This window comes from Lachnoclostridium sp. An131 (genome assembly GCF_002160825.1).
Classification (GTDB): Bacteria; Bacillota; Clostridia; order Lachnospirales; family Lachnospiraceae; genus Laedolimicola.
The window spans coordinates 208690-223467 of sequence record NZ_NFLI01000004.1; the positions used below are offsets into that span (position 1 = coordinate 208690).

Sequence of the window (14778 nt, forward strand, 5' to 3'; positions counted from 1 at the left end):
TATGAAGAAATATTTTTCACAGAGGATATGTGTGCTTTCAGCGTTTTTATCTCTGGCAGCTACGGCCCTGGTTTCCTGGCTCATTATGCGCGTCCAGTATCAGAGAACGCCGGAATATGAAGAGTTTGTCACAGGCTATACGACCTGGACGGGATATTTTAAACAGGGAGATATGACGCTGGCAAATCTTGTGATCGCTGGAATTTTGATCTTTTTTGTGCTGTTTTCTGTTCTTCTGACCCTGCTGTCCAAAAGGTGCAGCTGGCTGGCAGGAAGCTTTGACAGGGACAGAGAGTATAAAGCCGGCTTCCATGAGAAATATGAGAAGGCGGAATTTATTGTATTTCTGATTTTGTTTTCAGAGTTTTCTCTGGCTGCGATCTGCAAGATGATTCAGATGGCGGAGGGAGGAATCTCATGGATAGAAACTGTCTTTCCATACCTGCAGATCCTGGTTTTGATCGCAGCGGGCACTCTGTCCTATCTGTATATCCGAAGTGGAAAAACGCATATCATGAAGCATGCGCTTGCGGCAATCCAGCTTTTTCTTCCGCTGTGCTTTCTATGGATCGCGCGCTATGAATATATACGTGACGGTCAGGTGATTGTGCAGTATGATTCCTGGAAGATGAAGGCGGCAGCAGCCTTTTGTGCAGGGATTCTTTTGATCGTGAATATCTGGAAGATTTTTTTCAGAGACAGAAAAAAGGAAAGGCCTTCTGTCTATCTGAGCAGCTTTTTGTCACTGGCTGTGTTTGCGTCCTATACGCTTCCCAGGGGAACGATCTCGGGCCTGCCCCTTGAGATGTATCATTACGGGGAGCTTTCAGAGCCGCTTCATCAGCTTTTGAATTTCGGAACTGTGCCTTATATTGACACGATGCCGATTCACGGAGTCTGCGACTATTTTCAGGCTGCGGTCTGGTACCTGTTTTACGATGGAACCTATGCCAGCTTCGAACCGGCCATGGTCATGGGCTGTGTCGTGATCGCGCTGATTACGGCTGTGGTTTACTATTATTTTGTAGAAAATAAGCTGGCGGCCCTGCTCTGCATTCTGCTGTTCTCACTTTTCGGAGACAAATATTACTATGTGCGCTGGGCCTTTGCGCTGCCCTTTATTTTGATTGTATTTTCAAAAAAGGTACGGAAGGATTTTCCGCGTCTTCTCTGGTGCTGGACCTTTATTTCGATTCTTTCGATCGCCTGGAACTCCTCGATCGGCGGAGCCCTGGCTCTGGCGGCGCTTCCCATGGTGCTCTGGGAGGGAATCCATGAAAAGGGATGGAAGATCTTACTGCGCCTGAATGAAAAGGAGGTAAGGAAGAAAATCCTTCCCTGGTATATTCCGCTTTTGATCCTGGGAATTTGCTTTATCCCCATGTTTATCGCGATTCTCCGCTATATTGTGGAAAATTCACAGGCGATTCTCGAGACCACGGGAGATATGCTGATGGAGGAGCTGGTAAGTCCCTTCGTCTGGTATGCGACCTTTGGCTTTGTGTTTTCTCTTTTGGCAGCGCTGATTTACCTGGCGGGAAAGAAGGGGGAAGAAAAGAAAATTGCGGCCTATGCCCTGATTTTCCTGTTCCTGTTCAATATTATCATCATCCGCTATACCTTCGTCCGGACGCAGTTTGGAGAAAGAGGGATCATCGTCACGACGATTTGCAGCCTGTTTCTGCTTCTGATGGTTTTTCTTCCGTCGCTTCGGAGAAAGCCTTCTGTCTGCACTCTTGTTATGACTGTGTTTCTGTTTGCGTGTACGGTCTGGTCCAAGGGCTCCAATCTTCTGACGATGCCGGCAAATGTATTTGCGAGAGAAGAAATTCCGGAAGAATATGTGTATGCGTCGGCGGAAGAGACAGGGATCGAAGGTCTGGGCGATATCTATATTACAGAAGAGCAGAAGGAAGAGCTGATGAACCTGAACGAGCTGGCAAATGATCTCTGTGCAGATTTGAAGTTTGTAGATATGACGAATCAGCTTTCCCATTACAACATTCTGGATAAGAAAAATCTTCTTCCCTTCAGCAGCACCTATAATACAAATAATAAGGTGATGCAGACACGGGCCATCGAAGTTCTGAAGGAAGAGCAGCCGGAGATCATTGCGGTCTATCCTGCCTGGATCCATGATTCCGGATCCTTAAGCACCCGGAACTACTATCTGTATCAATACCTGGCTGCAAATTATACGCCGTGCAAATATAAAAATATCATTTTCCTCACCAACAGCGACGAGGTGAGAGAGCAGTTTGAGCCGGCTTATGAAGAGCTTGGAGAAATCATGCACATTGAGCGGCTGGGCGATCTTCCTCTGGTGTGGGGAAATGAGTATCTGGAAGAGCAGGAGACAGAGGATTTGCCTCTGGAAATGAATCTCGTGGATACAAATGCGGAAAAGCTCGGTGGAGACGAATATCTTCTTTCTGCGGAAGAAAGCTATTTTCTGTATTCCTTCGACGAAAACCAGACTGGAATGGAGATTCCTTTCCTGCGAATCATGGTGGAGGATCAGAGTGGTTCTGAGGAGGAGCTGCAGTTTGAAGGCGTAGTTTACTTTATGGATGAAGGAAAGGGCGTCAAGGAAAGCCACAGATTTATTTTCGAGGGCGGCGAGGGAACCTTCCTGATTCCGCTGACGACCAGCCCCTGGTGGAGCTATTCCGATCAGATTCAGAGCATGATGATCGATTTTATCAGCAGCAGTCTGCCCGGAAAGCAGATTTCTGTGACGCTGGAGTTTGAAACTTTGAAAGAAAGCGAAGGTTAAGCTATGTGGCGTATCATTTTGATGGTGCTTTACAGTCTTCCGTTTGTGCCTTATTGGTGGTATCAGCTCTGCTCTTATGCAAAGCATACGGATGAAATTCCGGAGGACAAAAAATATGCCCTTCTCCAGAAGGTGACGGTGCATGCCAATAAGGGCGGGAGGGTAAAAATCGACGTTCACGGACGTGAAAATATCCCGCGTGAGGAAAGCTTTGTGTTTTTTCCGAATCATCAGGGACTTTTTGATGTGCTTTCCATCATAGAAGCCAGTGATCGGCCGTTCTCTGTCGTGGCGAAAATCGAAGTGAAAAATATCTTCTTCCTGAAACAGATTTTCACCATCATGAAGGCGAAATTTATGGACCGGGATGATGTACGCCAGTCCCTGAAGGTGATTCAGGAGGTCACAGAGGAAGTCAAATCCGGCAGGAATTTTCTGATCTTCCCGGAAGGAACCCGGTCAAAGGAGGGAAACCATCCCGGGGAGTTTAAGGGCGGCAGCTTTAAGTGCGCCATGAAGGCCCGGTGCCCCATCGTACCGGTCGCCATGCTGAACTCCTACCAGGCCTTTGATACGAACAGTATCCGGCCCGTAACGGTTCAGGTTCATTTTCTGAAGCCTCTTTCCTATGAGGAATATAAGGATATGAAGTCCACAGAGATTGCAAGGCTGGTCCGGGATCAGATTGTGGCATGTATCGAAGAGGCGGAAAAGGAGGAGCAGGCATGAATCAGGACGTCTTGTTTTTCTTTGAGTCTATGCCCGACGCAGCGTTTCTCTATGAAGCGCTGGAGGAGCGTATTTTTTCGGAGATCGAAAATGTGAATGTACGGGTGCAGAAGACGCAGATTACCTTTACAAACCCGAAGGTGTTTGCCTGCGCCTCTCTGCTTCGGGTAAAGAAGAAGAGCGAGCTGCCGCCGGTGTATCTGGTCGTAACCTTTGGCCTGGAGCATCGTGTGGAATCCCCCCGGATTGCCGCAGCTACGGAAGCCTATCCAAACCGATGGACACACCATGTGGTGATCGCTTCCGCCGAAGAGATTGATGAGGAGCTGATGGGATGGATCCGGGAGGCGGCAGAGTTTTCAGCGTCCAAAGGACGGAAAAAGGATGGAAAGCGATGAAAAAGCAAAGGATAAGGGCATTAGAGGAGCAGGATCTGGATCAGGTGATAGAGATCTGGCTCCATGTGAATCTGGCGGCCCACAGCTTTATACCGGCGGATTACTGGAAAGGCCATTATCAGGAGGTAAAGGAGGCTCTTTCAGAAGCGGAAGTTTATGTAGCCTGCGGGGAGAAAAATAATCAGATACTGGGCTTTGCAGGACTGGACGGCAATTATATTGCCGGTCTCTTTGTTGCGGAAAAATGGCAGTCCCACGGAATCGGAAAAGCTCTGATAAATTACATAAAGGAAATACGGGACAGCCTGGAGCTTCATGTTTTTGCAGAGAATCAAGGGGCTGTCCGTTTTTATAAAAGAGAGGGCTTCCAGATTCGGGAAGAGCAGCTTGGTCAGGATACCGGGAAGAAGGAATATCGAATGACCTGGAACAAAAAAGAGGAAAATAAAATTTTCCGATATAAGGCCGGGATCGTCTGCTGTTCAAACGGGCAGCCTGAAAAAGCAGCGGTAACGCTTGAAGCTCTGAAATCATATCTCTTAAGTGCCGGGGTGGTTCCGGTATTTGGCGATTACATTTATCAGGCAGGCTCTGTATACAGCGGAACAGCCAGGCAGCGGGCACAGAGCCTGCTGAATTTTTACAGAGATGAGGAGATCCGGGTGATATTCGATATATCCGGCGGAGACCTGGCAAATGAGATACTTCCATATCTGGATTACGATCTGATTGCGAAAAGTGGAAAGGAGTTCTGGGGCTACAGCGATCTTACGACGGTTATCAATGCCATTTATGCAAAGACAGGAAAAAGCTCTGTCCTGTATCAGGTAAAGAATCTGGTCTCTCCGGAGGGCCAGGCGCGGAGGGTGGCCTTTGAAAATACGCTGCTGAAGGGCAGGCGGGATCTGTTTGAGTTCTCTTACCGGTTTCTTCAGGGAGAACGCCTGGAGGGAGTTTTGATCGGCGGAAATATCCGCTGTCTTCTGAAGCTGGCGGGAACGGAATATTGGCCGGATATGAATGAAAAGATACTGCTTCTGGAAGCCCTGGGGGGAGACGTTCCCAAAATGGCTGCATATCTAAGCCAGCTGAATCAGCTTCATGTATTCGATCAAATAAACGGCATTCTTCTGGGGACCTTTACAGAGATGGAAAAAAACAGATTTTCACCGGCTGTGGAAGAGCTGGTAAAGCAGTATGCCGGCGAGAGACTTCCCATAGCAAAGACCGGGGAGATAGGCCATGCGAAGGATGCAAAGGCGGCAGTGATCGGAAAAAGAATCCTACTTGGTTGATAAAAATGAAAATAAATGTGGATAACTTTTCAAAAAATGGAGGGGAGGGTGGAAAATGAAAGTAAGCTTAAGAGAATGGGCTTTGTCGGACGCTCCTGCGCTGGCTAAGCTTATTAATAACAAAAAGGTTCAGGATAATCTGCGGGATGGTCTGCCATTTCCTTATGGGGAAGCGGATGCAAAGGTATTCATTTCTGAAATGCTGGCTTCTGATCCCGATCAAAACATTGCGTTTGCCATTGAGGCAGAAGGGGAGCTGATCGGAAGCATTTCCGCTTCCCGCTGTGGAAACATCCATTACCGGACAGCGGAACTGGGTTATTATCTTGGAGAGCCGTATTGGGGGAAGGGATATGCCACAGAGGCAGTCTGCCAGCTTTGTGATTACGTCTTTCAAAGGACAGATATCCTTCGCATTTTTGCAGAGCCCTTTGCTTACAACAAGGCTTCCTGCCGTGTGCTCGAAAAATCAGGCTTTCAGTTGGAGGGAGTGCTGCGCAGCAACGCGGTAAAAAATGGCCGGATTCTTGACATGAAGCTGTATTCCAGAATCCGGGAGAATTAGAACGATCAAAGCAGAAAATGGAGGATCAGAGCGGCAGATGATTTTAAAAGTAACAGATCCGGAGAAGGTAAGGCAGCTTTTTGACGGATGGGAGGAGACGATGATCTGGTCCTGCCTGCAGGGGATCATGGGCTCTCTTTACGCAGAGTACCCGGAATCGAGAAATTCGGAAGGGCTGGGTTTCTCAAAAAACAAGGCTTTACGGGAAACGGAAAATCCGGACAATCCCCTGTCTGCAAAAGCGATGCTTGGAGATTTTGTATTTCTGGCAGGAAAACCCTCCAGAAATCTTTTGCTTTATTATCCGGAAGCAGAGACTTCTCAATGTGAAAACCGCCTGAAGGAATACAGGGAGGCAGCAGGCTTTCAGATTCTCGTACCGCGCAGCAGGGACTGGGAGCTTTTGATCGAAAATACATATAGGCATATTTATGGGTGCAGCGTCGAAAGGATCACACGCTATGCGATCAAAAAGGAACCGGACATCTGGAATAGAGAAGGCAGGAAAAAGCTGGAGCGCATGGCGGCGGCTCTGCCGGAAGGCTATGAATTGCATCTCATAGACGAAAAATATTACGATCAGTGCAGGCAGAAGGAATGGAGCCGCGACCTGGTCTCTCAGTTTCCGGATTATGAAATGTATAAGAGATGGGGGCTGGGCGTCGTGGCCTGCCATGGAAAGGAGCCAGTCGCTGGAGCCTCCTCCTATTCCCGCTATCTGGAAGGAATAGAGATTGAGATAGATACGAAGGAGGAATACCGGCGCCGGGGACTGGGCCGCGCCTGCGCGGCGCGGCTGATTCTGGAATGCCTGGACAGGGGGCTGTATCCAAGCTGGGATGCGCATACAGAGATTTCCGCAGAGCTTGCGGAAAAGCTGGGGTATCACAGAGGAGAAGCATATACGGCCTACCTGCTGACAGAGGAAAAAGGACTGCAGGCAGAATAGATATTTCTGAGGGTGTAAATACAGAATGCTGTAAAGTAAACGGGAGGGATCAGAGCAAATGAAGAAAATGAAAAGAATAAAGACGGTCAGCCTGTTGTGCTTTCTGATTCTTTTGTCAGGATGTTCGGCAGATGGCTCAGCAGATGAAAAAAACACACTGGATGAGACAGAGATCAGTGCAGGCGTGGCAGAAGACAGTATAGAATCAGCAGAGGAAAGCGTAGAAGATATGGAAGAGAATACAGACGAGACTGATTCAGAACCGGTGCGACCGGAAAAGGAAGAGGTTGTGGAAGAGGAAAATCTCACAGAGGATGAATTTTATTCCAAATATGGGACACAGGTAATTGCCTACAATAGCTTTGACGCAGATGCTTTTATAGATCTGCTGGAGGATATGAAGGCTTCTGTAAATGACGAAGACCTGCAGAATGATCTGCAGAAAGTCATCGATGAGACAAGGCTGGCGGCAGATACTCATGAGGTAGAGCATGCCGTTAATATTTACAGGCTTTTGCATGACATGGATTATTACCTGCTTCGGTACGGCCCGGAGGATGTAGGAAAGTATGTGCAGGATACCTCAACGATCATGAAATATTATGGTGTTCTGTCCATTTATGAGGACTGAGAGAAAGAAAGCAGAGTAATAAAAATAGAATAATATAAGATCAATTCCGGGGGAAAGCTGTTCCAGGCTTTCCCCCGGATAAATTTGTTTCTGCCTTGTCAGGAGAGTCAGGCCAGCAGAGGCTGGACAAGCTCATCAATTTTTTTCAGCTCTTCCGCAGACAGCGGCGCGCCTTCCAGAGCCTTCAGGTTTTCCAGAATCTGCTCCGGCCGGGAAGCACCGATCAGAACGCCGGTCACGGCGTCGTCCTTCATTACCCATTTGAGAGCCATACAGGCCAGCGTCTCACCGCGCTCCGCGGCCAGATCATTCAGCTGGCGGATGACAGTCAGCTTCGCATCAGTCAGAGCATCCTCATGGAGAAAACGGCCGTCAGTCCGGATCCGGCTGTCTTCCGGAATACCGTTCAGGTAGCGGTCGGTCAGAAGTCCCTGCTCCAGCGGCTTGAAGGCGATGATTCCTTTTCCCTTTTCCAGGGCTGCCTGCTTCAGCCCATTTCTTTCTATAGTCCGGTTCAGTATATTGTAGGCATTCTGGTTCAGCACGAAGGGACAGCGCAGATCCTCGAGAATCCGGCATGCTTTTATCATAGTCTCTCCGTCATAATTGGAGAGTCCTGCATAGAGAGCCTTTCCGCTTTTTACTGCCTGGGCCAGAGCGCCCATGCTCTCTTCCAGCGGAGTGTCCGGATCCATGCGGTGGTGATAGAAAATATCCACATAATCCAGCTTCATCCGGCGCAGGCTCTGGTCCAGGCTGGCGAGCAGGTACTTGCGGCTGCCCCAGTTTCCATAGGGACCGGGCCACATTTCATATCCGGCCTTGGTGCTGATCAGAAGCTCGTCCCGGTAAGGAGCCAGATCCTCTTTCAGAATCCTTCCAAAGTGAAGCTCCGCGCTTCCGGGAGCCGGTCCATAGTTATTTGCCAGATCAAAGTGCGTGATTCCGTGATCGAAGGCTGTAAACAGCAGCCGTTTCATATTCTCATAATCGGCCGTATCTCCGAAATTGTGCCACAGGCCGAGAGAGACAGCCGGAAGCTTCAGGCCGCTCTTGCCGCAGCTTTTGTATTTCATGGAATCATAGCGGGTTTGTGATGGCTGGTACATGATTGAATTCTCCTTTGTGAATAGTTTTTTCATGAATTTTGAATACCCCCAGCTGACAAAAGGCGTGTTTGCTCTTGTCAGCTGAGAGTATGGTTTCTGCTGATTATGATTGTGAAGATTATCTGATGTACTTCAATTCTTTTGCTATAGCTTTACAAATGCTGTGTTTCCGATTTCCCTGGATGCCTCCATAGATTTCTGAAGCTGGTATGATAATATGGTCTACACTTAAGTTTTTGTGAGGATAAGATATCATAGATTTTTTTGAATCCTCGTTCCATGTCCATCTTCCGCCTTTCGCGACAAAAATTGCTCCATATGCCGCTATGACAGGCAGCAGCTGGCTTCGATTTTCTTCAGTAATGCGATTCGGAAAATCATCCAGCGCCTTCTGCAAAGCCTCCAGCGCTTTGTCTGTATCATCCGCATTAAAATCGTATTCTTTTTTAAAGTCATTTAGATATTTTTCATGGTTTTCATACATATCCTTATATTCGGAGTATGTCGGATACAGATCCTCCGGATCATTCAGAATTATATCCAAATACTCAAAGCCCTTTTTTTCCAAAGACTCTTTTATCATTTCCAGTATCTGTTTTATATCTTCTTCTGTTTTATAAATCCATCCTTCTAAAGATGATTTTTTTACTTTCCTATTCTCAATAATAACATTCTTTTCATCAATAAAAGGAAGATGCAGATATGTGGGGAGTATATCTATTTCTATTTTTATACATTTATAATATTCAAATTGTGTAACTGTAATTCTTTCCAATTTTCCCCCTTCCTCATTTCTTTTTACAAATACACAGCAATCTGGATAAAAAGCGTGAGTAAACCCATGTTCCTCCATAGCAGGAATTAGAATCTGCCTGATATTTTTTGAAGTTATTCTATTCATTTGAATATCCTACGTTTGATTATCCGTATAAATATTTTATAAAATCATCTTTTCAGTTGGCAGCACAAAATAAAAGTTTCGACTTCCTTTATGTTTTGCTCCATACTAAAAGCGGAAAACTGCATTATAAGAAGGTTATAAAAACAGTATAAACACAAAACGCAGGACTTGACAAGATCCGCTGAAAATGCTATGTTAAAGTTAATTATACGACTGACGGAAGTGGAAGAAACCACAGGGAGTATAAGGGATGAGGAGCCGACCGTCTGGGCATGATACGCTTGGAGGTTAGGCTTTTTTTGTTACAGCTTACAACAAGGAGGAGAACGCAATGGAAATGATTTCACTGGCAGAAGAGCTGAAGAGTAATTCCTATCCCGGCAGAGGGATTATTCTCGGACGCTCAGAGGACGGAAGAAGCGCAGTCGCAGCCTATTTTATCATGGGCAGAAGCGAGAACAGCAGAAACAGAATCTTTGTGGAGGATGGACAGGGAATCCGCACACAGGCCTACGATCCCTCAAAGCTCACCGATCCCAGCCTGATTATCTATGCGCCGGTGCGCGTGCTGGGAAATAAAACGATTGTCACAAATGGAGATCAGACAGATACAATCTATGAAGGCATGGATAAGCAGCTGACCTTCGAACAGTCCTTACGTTCCCGCGAGTTTGAGCCGGACGCACCCAACTATACGCCGCGTATATCCGGAATCATGCATGTAGAAGGCGGAAAATACAGCTACGCTCTTTCTATTTTAAAGAGCAACAATGGAGATCCGTCTTCCTGCCTCAGATTCACCTTTGCCTATAATGACTGTGCGGCTGGCGAGGGTCATTTTATCCATACCTACAAGGGCGATGGAAATCCTCTTCCCAGCTTTGAAGGAGAGCCGAAGCTGGTAGCCATTCCGAACGATATGGAAAAGTTTACAAACATGCTCTGGAATAATCTCAACGAGGATAACAAGGTATCTTTGTTTGTGCGCTATATCGATATTGCCACAGGAGTAACCCATACTATCATTAAAAATAAAAATGGTCAGGAGGAGTAAGAACATGAAAGAACTGCAGCTGAAATACGGATGCAACCCCAATCAGAAGCCTTCAAGAATCTATGTGGCGGACGGATCCGATCTGCCGATCACGGTTCTTTGCGGAAAGCCCGGCTATATCAACTTTCTGGACGCCTTCAACGGCTGGCAGCTTGTAAAAGAGCTGAAGGAAGCGACTGGTCTTCCGGCAGCCACCTCCTTTAAGCATGTGTCCCCGGCGGGAGCTGCAGTCGGCCTTCCCCTTGATGATACCCTGAAAAAGATTTACTGGGTGGATGATATGGGAGAGCTTTCTCCGCTTGCCTGTGCTTACGCAAGAGCCAGAGGGGCAGACAGAATGTCTTCCTTTGGCGATTTTATCGCTCTGTCTGATGTCTGTGATAAGGATACCGCTTCTATTATAAAGAGAGAGGTTTCTGACGGCGTGATTGCTCCGGGATTTACGGAAGAAGCTCTGGAAATCCTGAAGCAGAAGAAAAAAGGAAATTATGTGGTGATCCAGATAGATGAAGCCTACCGTCCTGCACCTCTTGAGCACAAGGAGGTCTACGGAGTGACATTCGAGCAGGGACGCCAGGAGCTTTCCATCAATGATGATCTGATTTCCAATATCGTGACGGCAAATAAGGAGCTTCCCGAGTCTGCGAAACGCGACATGAAGGTGGCCCTTATCACCCTGAAATACACCCAGTCCAATTCTGTCTGCTTTGTGAAGGACGGACAGGCTATCGGCGTAGGCGCCGGCCAGCAGTCCCGTGTGCACTGCACCCGCCTGGCTGGTCAGAAGGCTGACAACTGGTTCCTGCGCCAGAGTCCTCAGGTGCTTGGCCTTCAGTTTGTAGACGGAATCGGACGTGCCGACAGAGACAACGCGATTGACGTCTATATCGGAAATGAGTATATGGACGTGCTGGCTGAGGGAGCCTGGCAGAAGATCTTCAAGGTAAAACCGGAAGTATTTACAGAAGAAGAAAAACGCGCATGGCTCGATAAGATGGAAAATGTCACGCTGGGATCCGATGCGTTCTTCCCGTTCAGCGATAATATTGAGCGTGCGAAAAAGAGCGGTGTAAAATATATTGCAGAGCCGGGCGGATCGGTCCGTGATGATCTGGTGATAGAGACCTGCGATAAATATGGAATGGTGATGGCGTTTACAGGAATCCGCCTGTTCCATCACTAAGATTATTTCTGATTACATGAAGCAGGAATCCTTGCCCTGAGCTGACAAGGGGAGTAAAATCTGAGTATGCAGATTTCAGTGTTCGGATTTGGATGGCAGTGCGGAAGCTTTCCCCTGCCATCCGTCTTTACGGGCGCTTTTCGGAGAAATCTCAGTAAATCATATCTTTGTCAATATAAGGTTTGCAGCAGCAGATTCCACATTTCAGGAGGAAAAGATGCGGATTTTATGTATTGGAGACAGCAATACCTGGGGATACAGCCCGGGAACAGGGTGCCGGCATGAAAACAGGTGGACAAGGCTTCTTGGAGAATGGTTTCCGGAGGATGAGATAATAGAAGAAGGACTATGCGGGCGCACTGCGGTTTTTATGGAAGCAGCGAGACGGGAACGGTGCGGGATCGACAGCCTGAAAATGATTCTCATGTCTCATAAGCCTGTCGATCTGGTCATCATCATGCTGGGGACCAACGATCTGAAAGCGGCTTTCCACGCAAATGCCAAATACATTGCGGCCGGAATCAAAGAATATATCAGGATCATTAAAAATCCATATCTGTGGGAAGAGTTCCGTGTTCCGGACATTTTGATCGCTGCACCGGCAGAGCTTCGGGAATGCATCGTAGAGAAGGAAGGGCCGGGAGGTAATTTTGACAGATACAGTCTGGAGCAGTCCAGGCTTTTGGCGGCAGCTCTGGAGAAAATCTGCCGGGAATACGGCACGTATTTTCTGAATGCTTCTGATTATGCAGATGCCTCTGAGATTGACGGAATTCATTTGGATGCAGAAAACCACCGCAGGCTGGCGGAAGGATTTGCAGAAAGGATTCGGGAGCTTCATACCTGCAGGCAGCAGGATCAGAGGTAATGAACGCAGAAAAATGCAGGAAATGAAAACTGCGAAAAGCGGCAGAAATCCGGCTGTATGGCCCCGATTTACAGTTTTAATCCCAGACAGCCAAAAATGTAAAATCTATGCGAAAAAATTGTTGACAAACAAAAATGCGTTTAGTATAATAACCTATGCGTCAGAGATGACGTAAAAAAGAATATCGTTTGGAAAACGAACTTCAGGAGAAATACTCAAGAGGCTGAAGAGGCGCCCCTGCTAAGGGTGTAGGTCGGGAATACCGGCGCGAGGGTTCAAATCCCTCTTTCTCCGTTTTCTTTTCAAAAGATATTTTTTTTGCTCTCGAAAGCTCTTGACAAGCTGAGGGATGAATGATATAATATAGTTCCACTGCGAAAGCAGAAAATGTTCTTGAAAAAATACAAAATAAAGTATTGACAGCCGAGAACAAACATGATATTATATCAAAGTTGCGTCTGAAAGATGCACAGCGAACCTTGATAACTGAACAGTGCTAAGAATCCTTGAAAATTCTAAAGAGAATTGTTCAAAGAACAAAACCTATTATAACAGTAAACGGGAAAGAGATTGCCAGAAGCGATTTCTGACCTGGAGAAAACTTAAACATGAGAGTTTGATCCTGGCTCAGGATGAACGCTGGCGGCGTGCCTAACACATGCAAGTCGAACGAAGCACTTATCTTCGATTCTTTCGGGATGAAGAGATATTTGACTGAGTGGCGGACGGGTGAGTAACGCGTGGGTAACCTGCCTCATACAGGGGGATAACAGTTAGAAATGACTGCTAATACCGCATAAGCGCACGGAATCGCATGATTCAGTGTGAAAAGCCGAGACGGTATGAGATGGACCCGCGTCTGATTAGCTAGTTGGTGAGGTAAGGGCCCACCAAGGCGACGATCAGTAGCCGACCTGAGAGGGTGACCGGCCACATTGGGACTGAGACACGGCCCAAACTCCTACGGGAGGCAGCAGTGGGGAATATTGCACAATGGGGGAAACCCTGATGCAGCGACGCCGCGTGAAGGAAGAAGTATTTCGGTATGTAAACTTCTATCAGCAGGGAAGAAAATGACGGTACCTGACTAAGAAGCCCCGGCTAACTACGTGCCAGCAGCCGCGGTAATACGTAGGGGGCAAGCGTTATCCGGATTTACTGGGTGTAAAGGGAGCGTAGGCGGTCTGACAAGTCAGAAGTGAAAGCCCGGGGCTCAACCTCGGGACTGCTTTTGAAACTGCCGGACTAGATTGCAGGAGAGGTAAGTGGAATTCCTAGTGTAGCGGTGAAATGCGTAGATATTAGGAGGAACACCAGTGGCGAAGGCGGCTTACTGGACTGTAAATGACGCTGAGGCTCGAAAGCGTGGGGAGCAAACAGGATTAGATACCCTGGTAGTCCACGCCGTAAACGATGAATACTAGGTGTCGGGTGGCAAAGCCATTCGGTGCCGCAGCAAACGCAATAAGTATTCCACCTGGGGAGTACGTTCGCAAGAATGAAACTCAAAGGAATTGACGGGGACCCGCACAAGCGGTGGAGCATGTGGTTTAATTCGAAGCAACGCGAAGAACCTTACCAAGTCTTGACATCCGGCTGACCGGTGAGTAATGTCACCTTTCCTTCGGGACAGCCGAGACAGGTGGTGCATGGTTGTCGTCAGCTCGTGTCGTGAGATGTTGGGTTAAGTCCCGCAACGAGCGCAACCCTTACCTTCAGTAGCCAGCGGTTTGGCCGGGCACTCTGGAGGGACTGCCAGGGATAACCTGGAGGAAGGTGGGGATGACGTCAAATCATCATGCCCCTTATGATTTGGGCTACACACGTGCTACAATGGCGTAAACAAAGGGAAGCGAGAGTGTGAGCTTAAGCAAATCCCAAAAATAACGTCTCAGTTCGGATTGTAGTCTGCAACTCGACTACATGAAGCTGGAATCGCTAGTAATCGCGAATCAGCATGTCGCGGTGAATACGTTCCCGGGTCTTGTACACACCGCCCGTCACACCATGGGAGTTGGAAACGCCCGAAGTCAGTGACCCAACCGTAAGGAGGGAGCTGCCGAAGGCGGGTCTGATAACTGGGGTGAAGTCGTAACAAGGTAGCCGTATCGGAAGGTGCGGCTGGATCACCTCCTTTCTAAGGAAGAATGCCTTTTTCCGTCTGGAGCAATCCAACTAAAACGGAAGAAGAAGTAGAGGAAGACATGTATGTGTCAGAGCACTGTTTAGTTATGAAGGCTCGCGAGAGCTGAAAAGATTTCCGGTGGCGATGCGCGTGGGGGTCACACCCGTACCCATCCCGAACACGATGGTTAAGCCC

Annotated in this window: 12 protein-coding genes, 1 tRNA gene, 1 rRNA gene and 1 riboswitch; of the genes, 12 read left to right on the forward strand and 2 right to left on the reverse strand. The window is 47.8% G+C overall.

Features of this window, described 5'->3' with window-relative positions; genetic code table 11:
- Nucleotide 1: 1 nt before the first annotated feature.
- From B5E77_RS04855 to B5E77_RS04885, 7 genes are read left to right on the forward strand one after another with little or no spacing between them, the layout of a single operon-like run.
- The gene (locus tag B5E77_RS04855) at nucleotides 2-2776 is read left to right on the forward strand and encodes a hypothetical protein (protein ID WP_087164242.1); all 2775 of its coding nucleotides are present in this window, start codon (nucleotides 2-4) and stop codon (nucleotides 2774-2776) included.
- Between the two features lie 3 nt (nucleotides 2777-2779).
- Nucleotides 2780-3505, forward strand: a complete 726-nt coding sequence (locus B5E77_RS04860) for a lysophospholipid acyltransferase family protein (RefSeq protein WP_087164243.1) — start codon at nucleotides 2780-2782, stop codon at nucleotides 3503-3505.
- Nucleotides 3502-3903, forward strand: a complete 402-nt coding sequence (locus tag B5E77_RS04865) for a DUF5655 domain-containing protein (protein ID WP_087164244.1) — start codon at nucleotides 3502-3504, stop codon at nucleotides 3901-3903. Before B5E77_RS04860 ends, B5E77_RS04865 begins: the two co-directional genes overlap by 4 nt.
- Nucleotides 3900-5198, forward strand: coding sequence for a GNAT family N-acetyltransferase (locus tag B5E77_RS04870; RefSeq protein WP_162609646.1), 1299 nt, complete (start codon nucleotides 3900-3902; stop codon nucleotides 5196-5198). Before B5E77_RS04865 ends, B5E77_RS04870 begins: the two co-directional genes overlap by 4 nt.
- 55 nt (nucleotides 5199-5253) lie before the next feature.
- Nucleotides 5254-5763: a GNAT family N-acetyltransferase gene (locus tag B5E77_RS04875; RefSeq protein ID WP_087164246.1), complete on the forward strand. Its 510-nt coding sequence runs from the start codon at nucleotides 5254-5256 to the stop codon at nucleotides 5761-5763.
- A 37-nt stretch (nucleotides 5764-5800) separates the two neighbouring features.
- Complete coding sequence (locus B5E77_RS04880; protein WP_087164247.1) at nucleotides 5801-6712, forward strand: GNAT family N-acetyltransferase; 912 nt, start codon at nucleotides 5801-5803, stop codon at nucleotides 6710-6712.
- 58 nt (nucleotides 6713-6770) lie between these two features.
- Nucleotides 6771-7343: a hypothetical protein gene (locus tag B5E77_RS04885; RefSeq protein WP_087164248.1), complete on the forward strand. Its 573-nt coding sequence runs from the start codon at nucleotides 6771-6773 to the stop codon at nucleotides 7341-7343.
- A gap of 107 nt (nucleotides 7344-7450) precedes the next feature.
- Here the strand turns inward: B5E77_RS04885 and mgrA are convergent, their stop codons facing one another.
- Together mgrA and B5E77_RS04895 are read right to left on the reverse strand one after the other, a co-directional pair.
- Nucleotides 7451-8452: an L-glyceraldehyde 3-phosphate reductase gene (gene mgrA, locus B5E77_RS04890; protein WP_087164249.1), complete on the reverse strand. Its 1002-nt coding sequence runs from the start codon at nucleotides 8450-8452 to the stop codon at nucleotides 7451-7453.
- 118 nt (nucleotides 8453-8570) lie between these two features.
- Nucleotides 8571-9353: a hypothetical protein gene (locus tag B5E77_RS04895; protein WP_143468579.1), complete on the reverse strand. Its 783-nt coding sequence runs from the start codon at nucleotides 9351-9353 to the stop codon at nucleotides 8571-8573.
- Nucleotides 9354-9552: 199 nt separating this feature from the next.
- Nucleotides 9553-9632, forward strand: a riboswitch (ZMP/ZTP riboswitch).
- A gap of 52 nt (nucleotides 9633-9684) precedes the next feature.
- On the opposite strand from B5E77_RS04895, the gene B5E77_RS04900 reads away from it, so the two are divergent.
- The 5 genes from B5E77_RS04900 (at nucleotide 9685) to B5E77_RS04920 (ending at nucleotide 14595) form a co-directional block, all read left to right on the forward strand.
- A complete protein-coding gene (locus tag B5E77_RS04900; RefSeq protein ID WP_087164251.1) occupies nucleotides 9685-10407 on the forward strand; it encodes an IMP cyclohydrolase in 723 nt (240 codons plus the stop codon).
- A gap of 4 nt (nucleotides 10408-10411) precedes the next feature.
- A complete protein-coding gene (locus tag B5E77_RS04905; RefSeq protein ID WP_087164252.1) occupies nucleotides 10412-11590 on the forward strand; it encodes a phosphoribosylaminoimidazolecarboxamide formyltransferase in 1179 nt (392 codons plus the stop codon).
- A gap of 217 nt (nucleotides 11591-11807) precedes the next feature.
- Nucleotides 11808-12458 carry a GDSL-type esterase/lipase family protein gene (locus tag B5E77_RS04910; RefSeq protein ID WP_087164271.1) on the forward strand — a complete coding sequence of 217 codons (651 nt, stop codon included), beginning with the start codon at nucleotides 11808-11810 and terminating at the stop codon, nucleotides 12456-12458.
- A 205-nt stretch (nucleotides 12459-12663) separates the two neighbouring features.
- Nucleotides 12664-12752, forward strand: a tRNA-Ser gene (locus B5E77_RS04915).
- Nucleotides 12753-13062: 310 nt separating this feature from the next.
- A 16S ribosomal RNA gene (locus tag B5E77_RS04920) occupies nucleotides 13063-14595 on the forward strand.
- Nucleotides 14596-14778 lie beyond the last annotated feature (183 nt).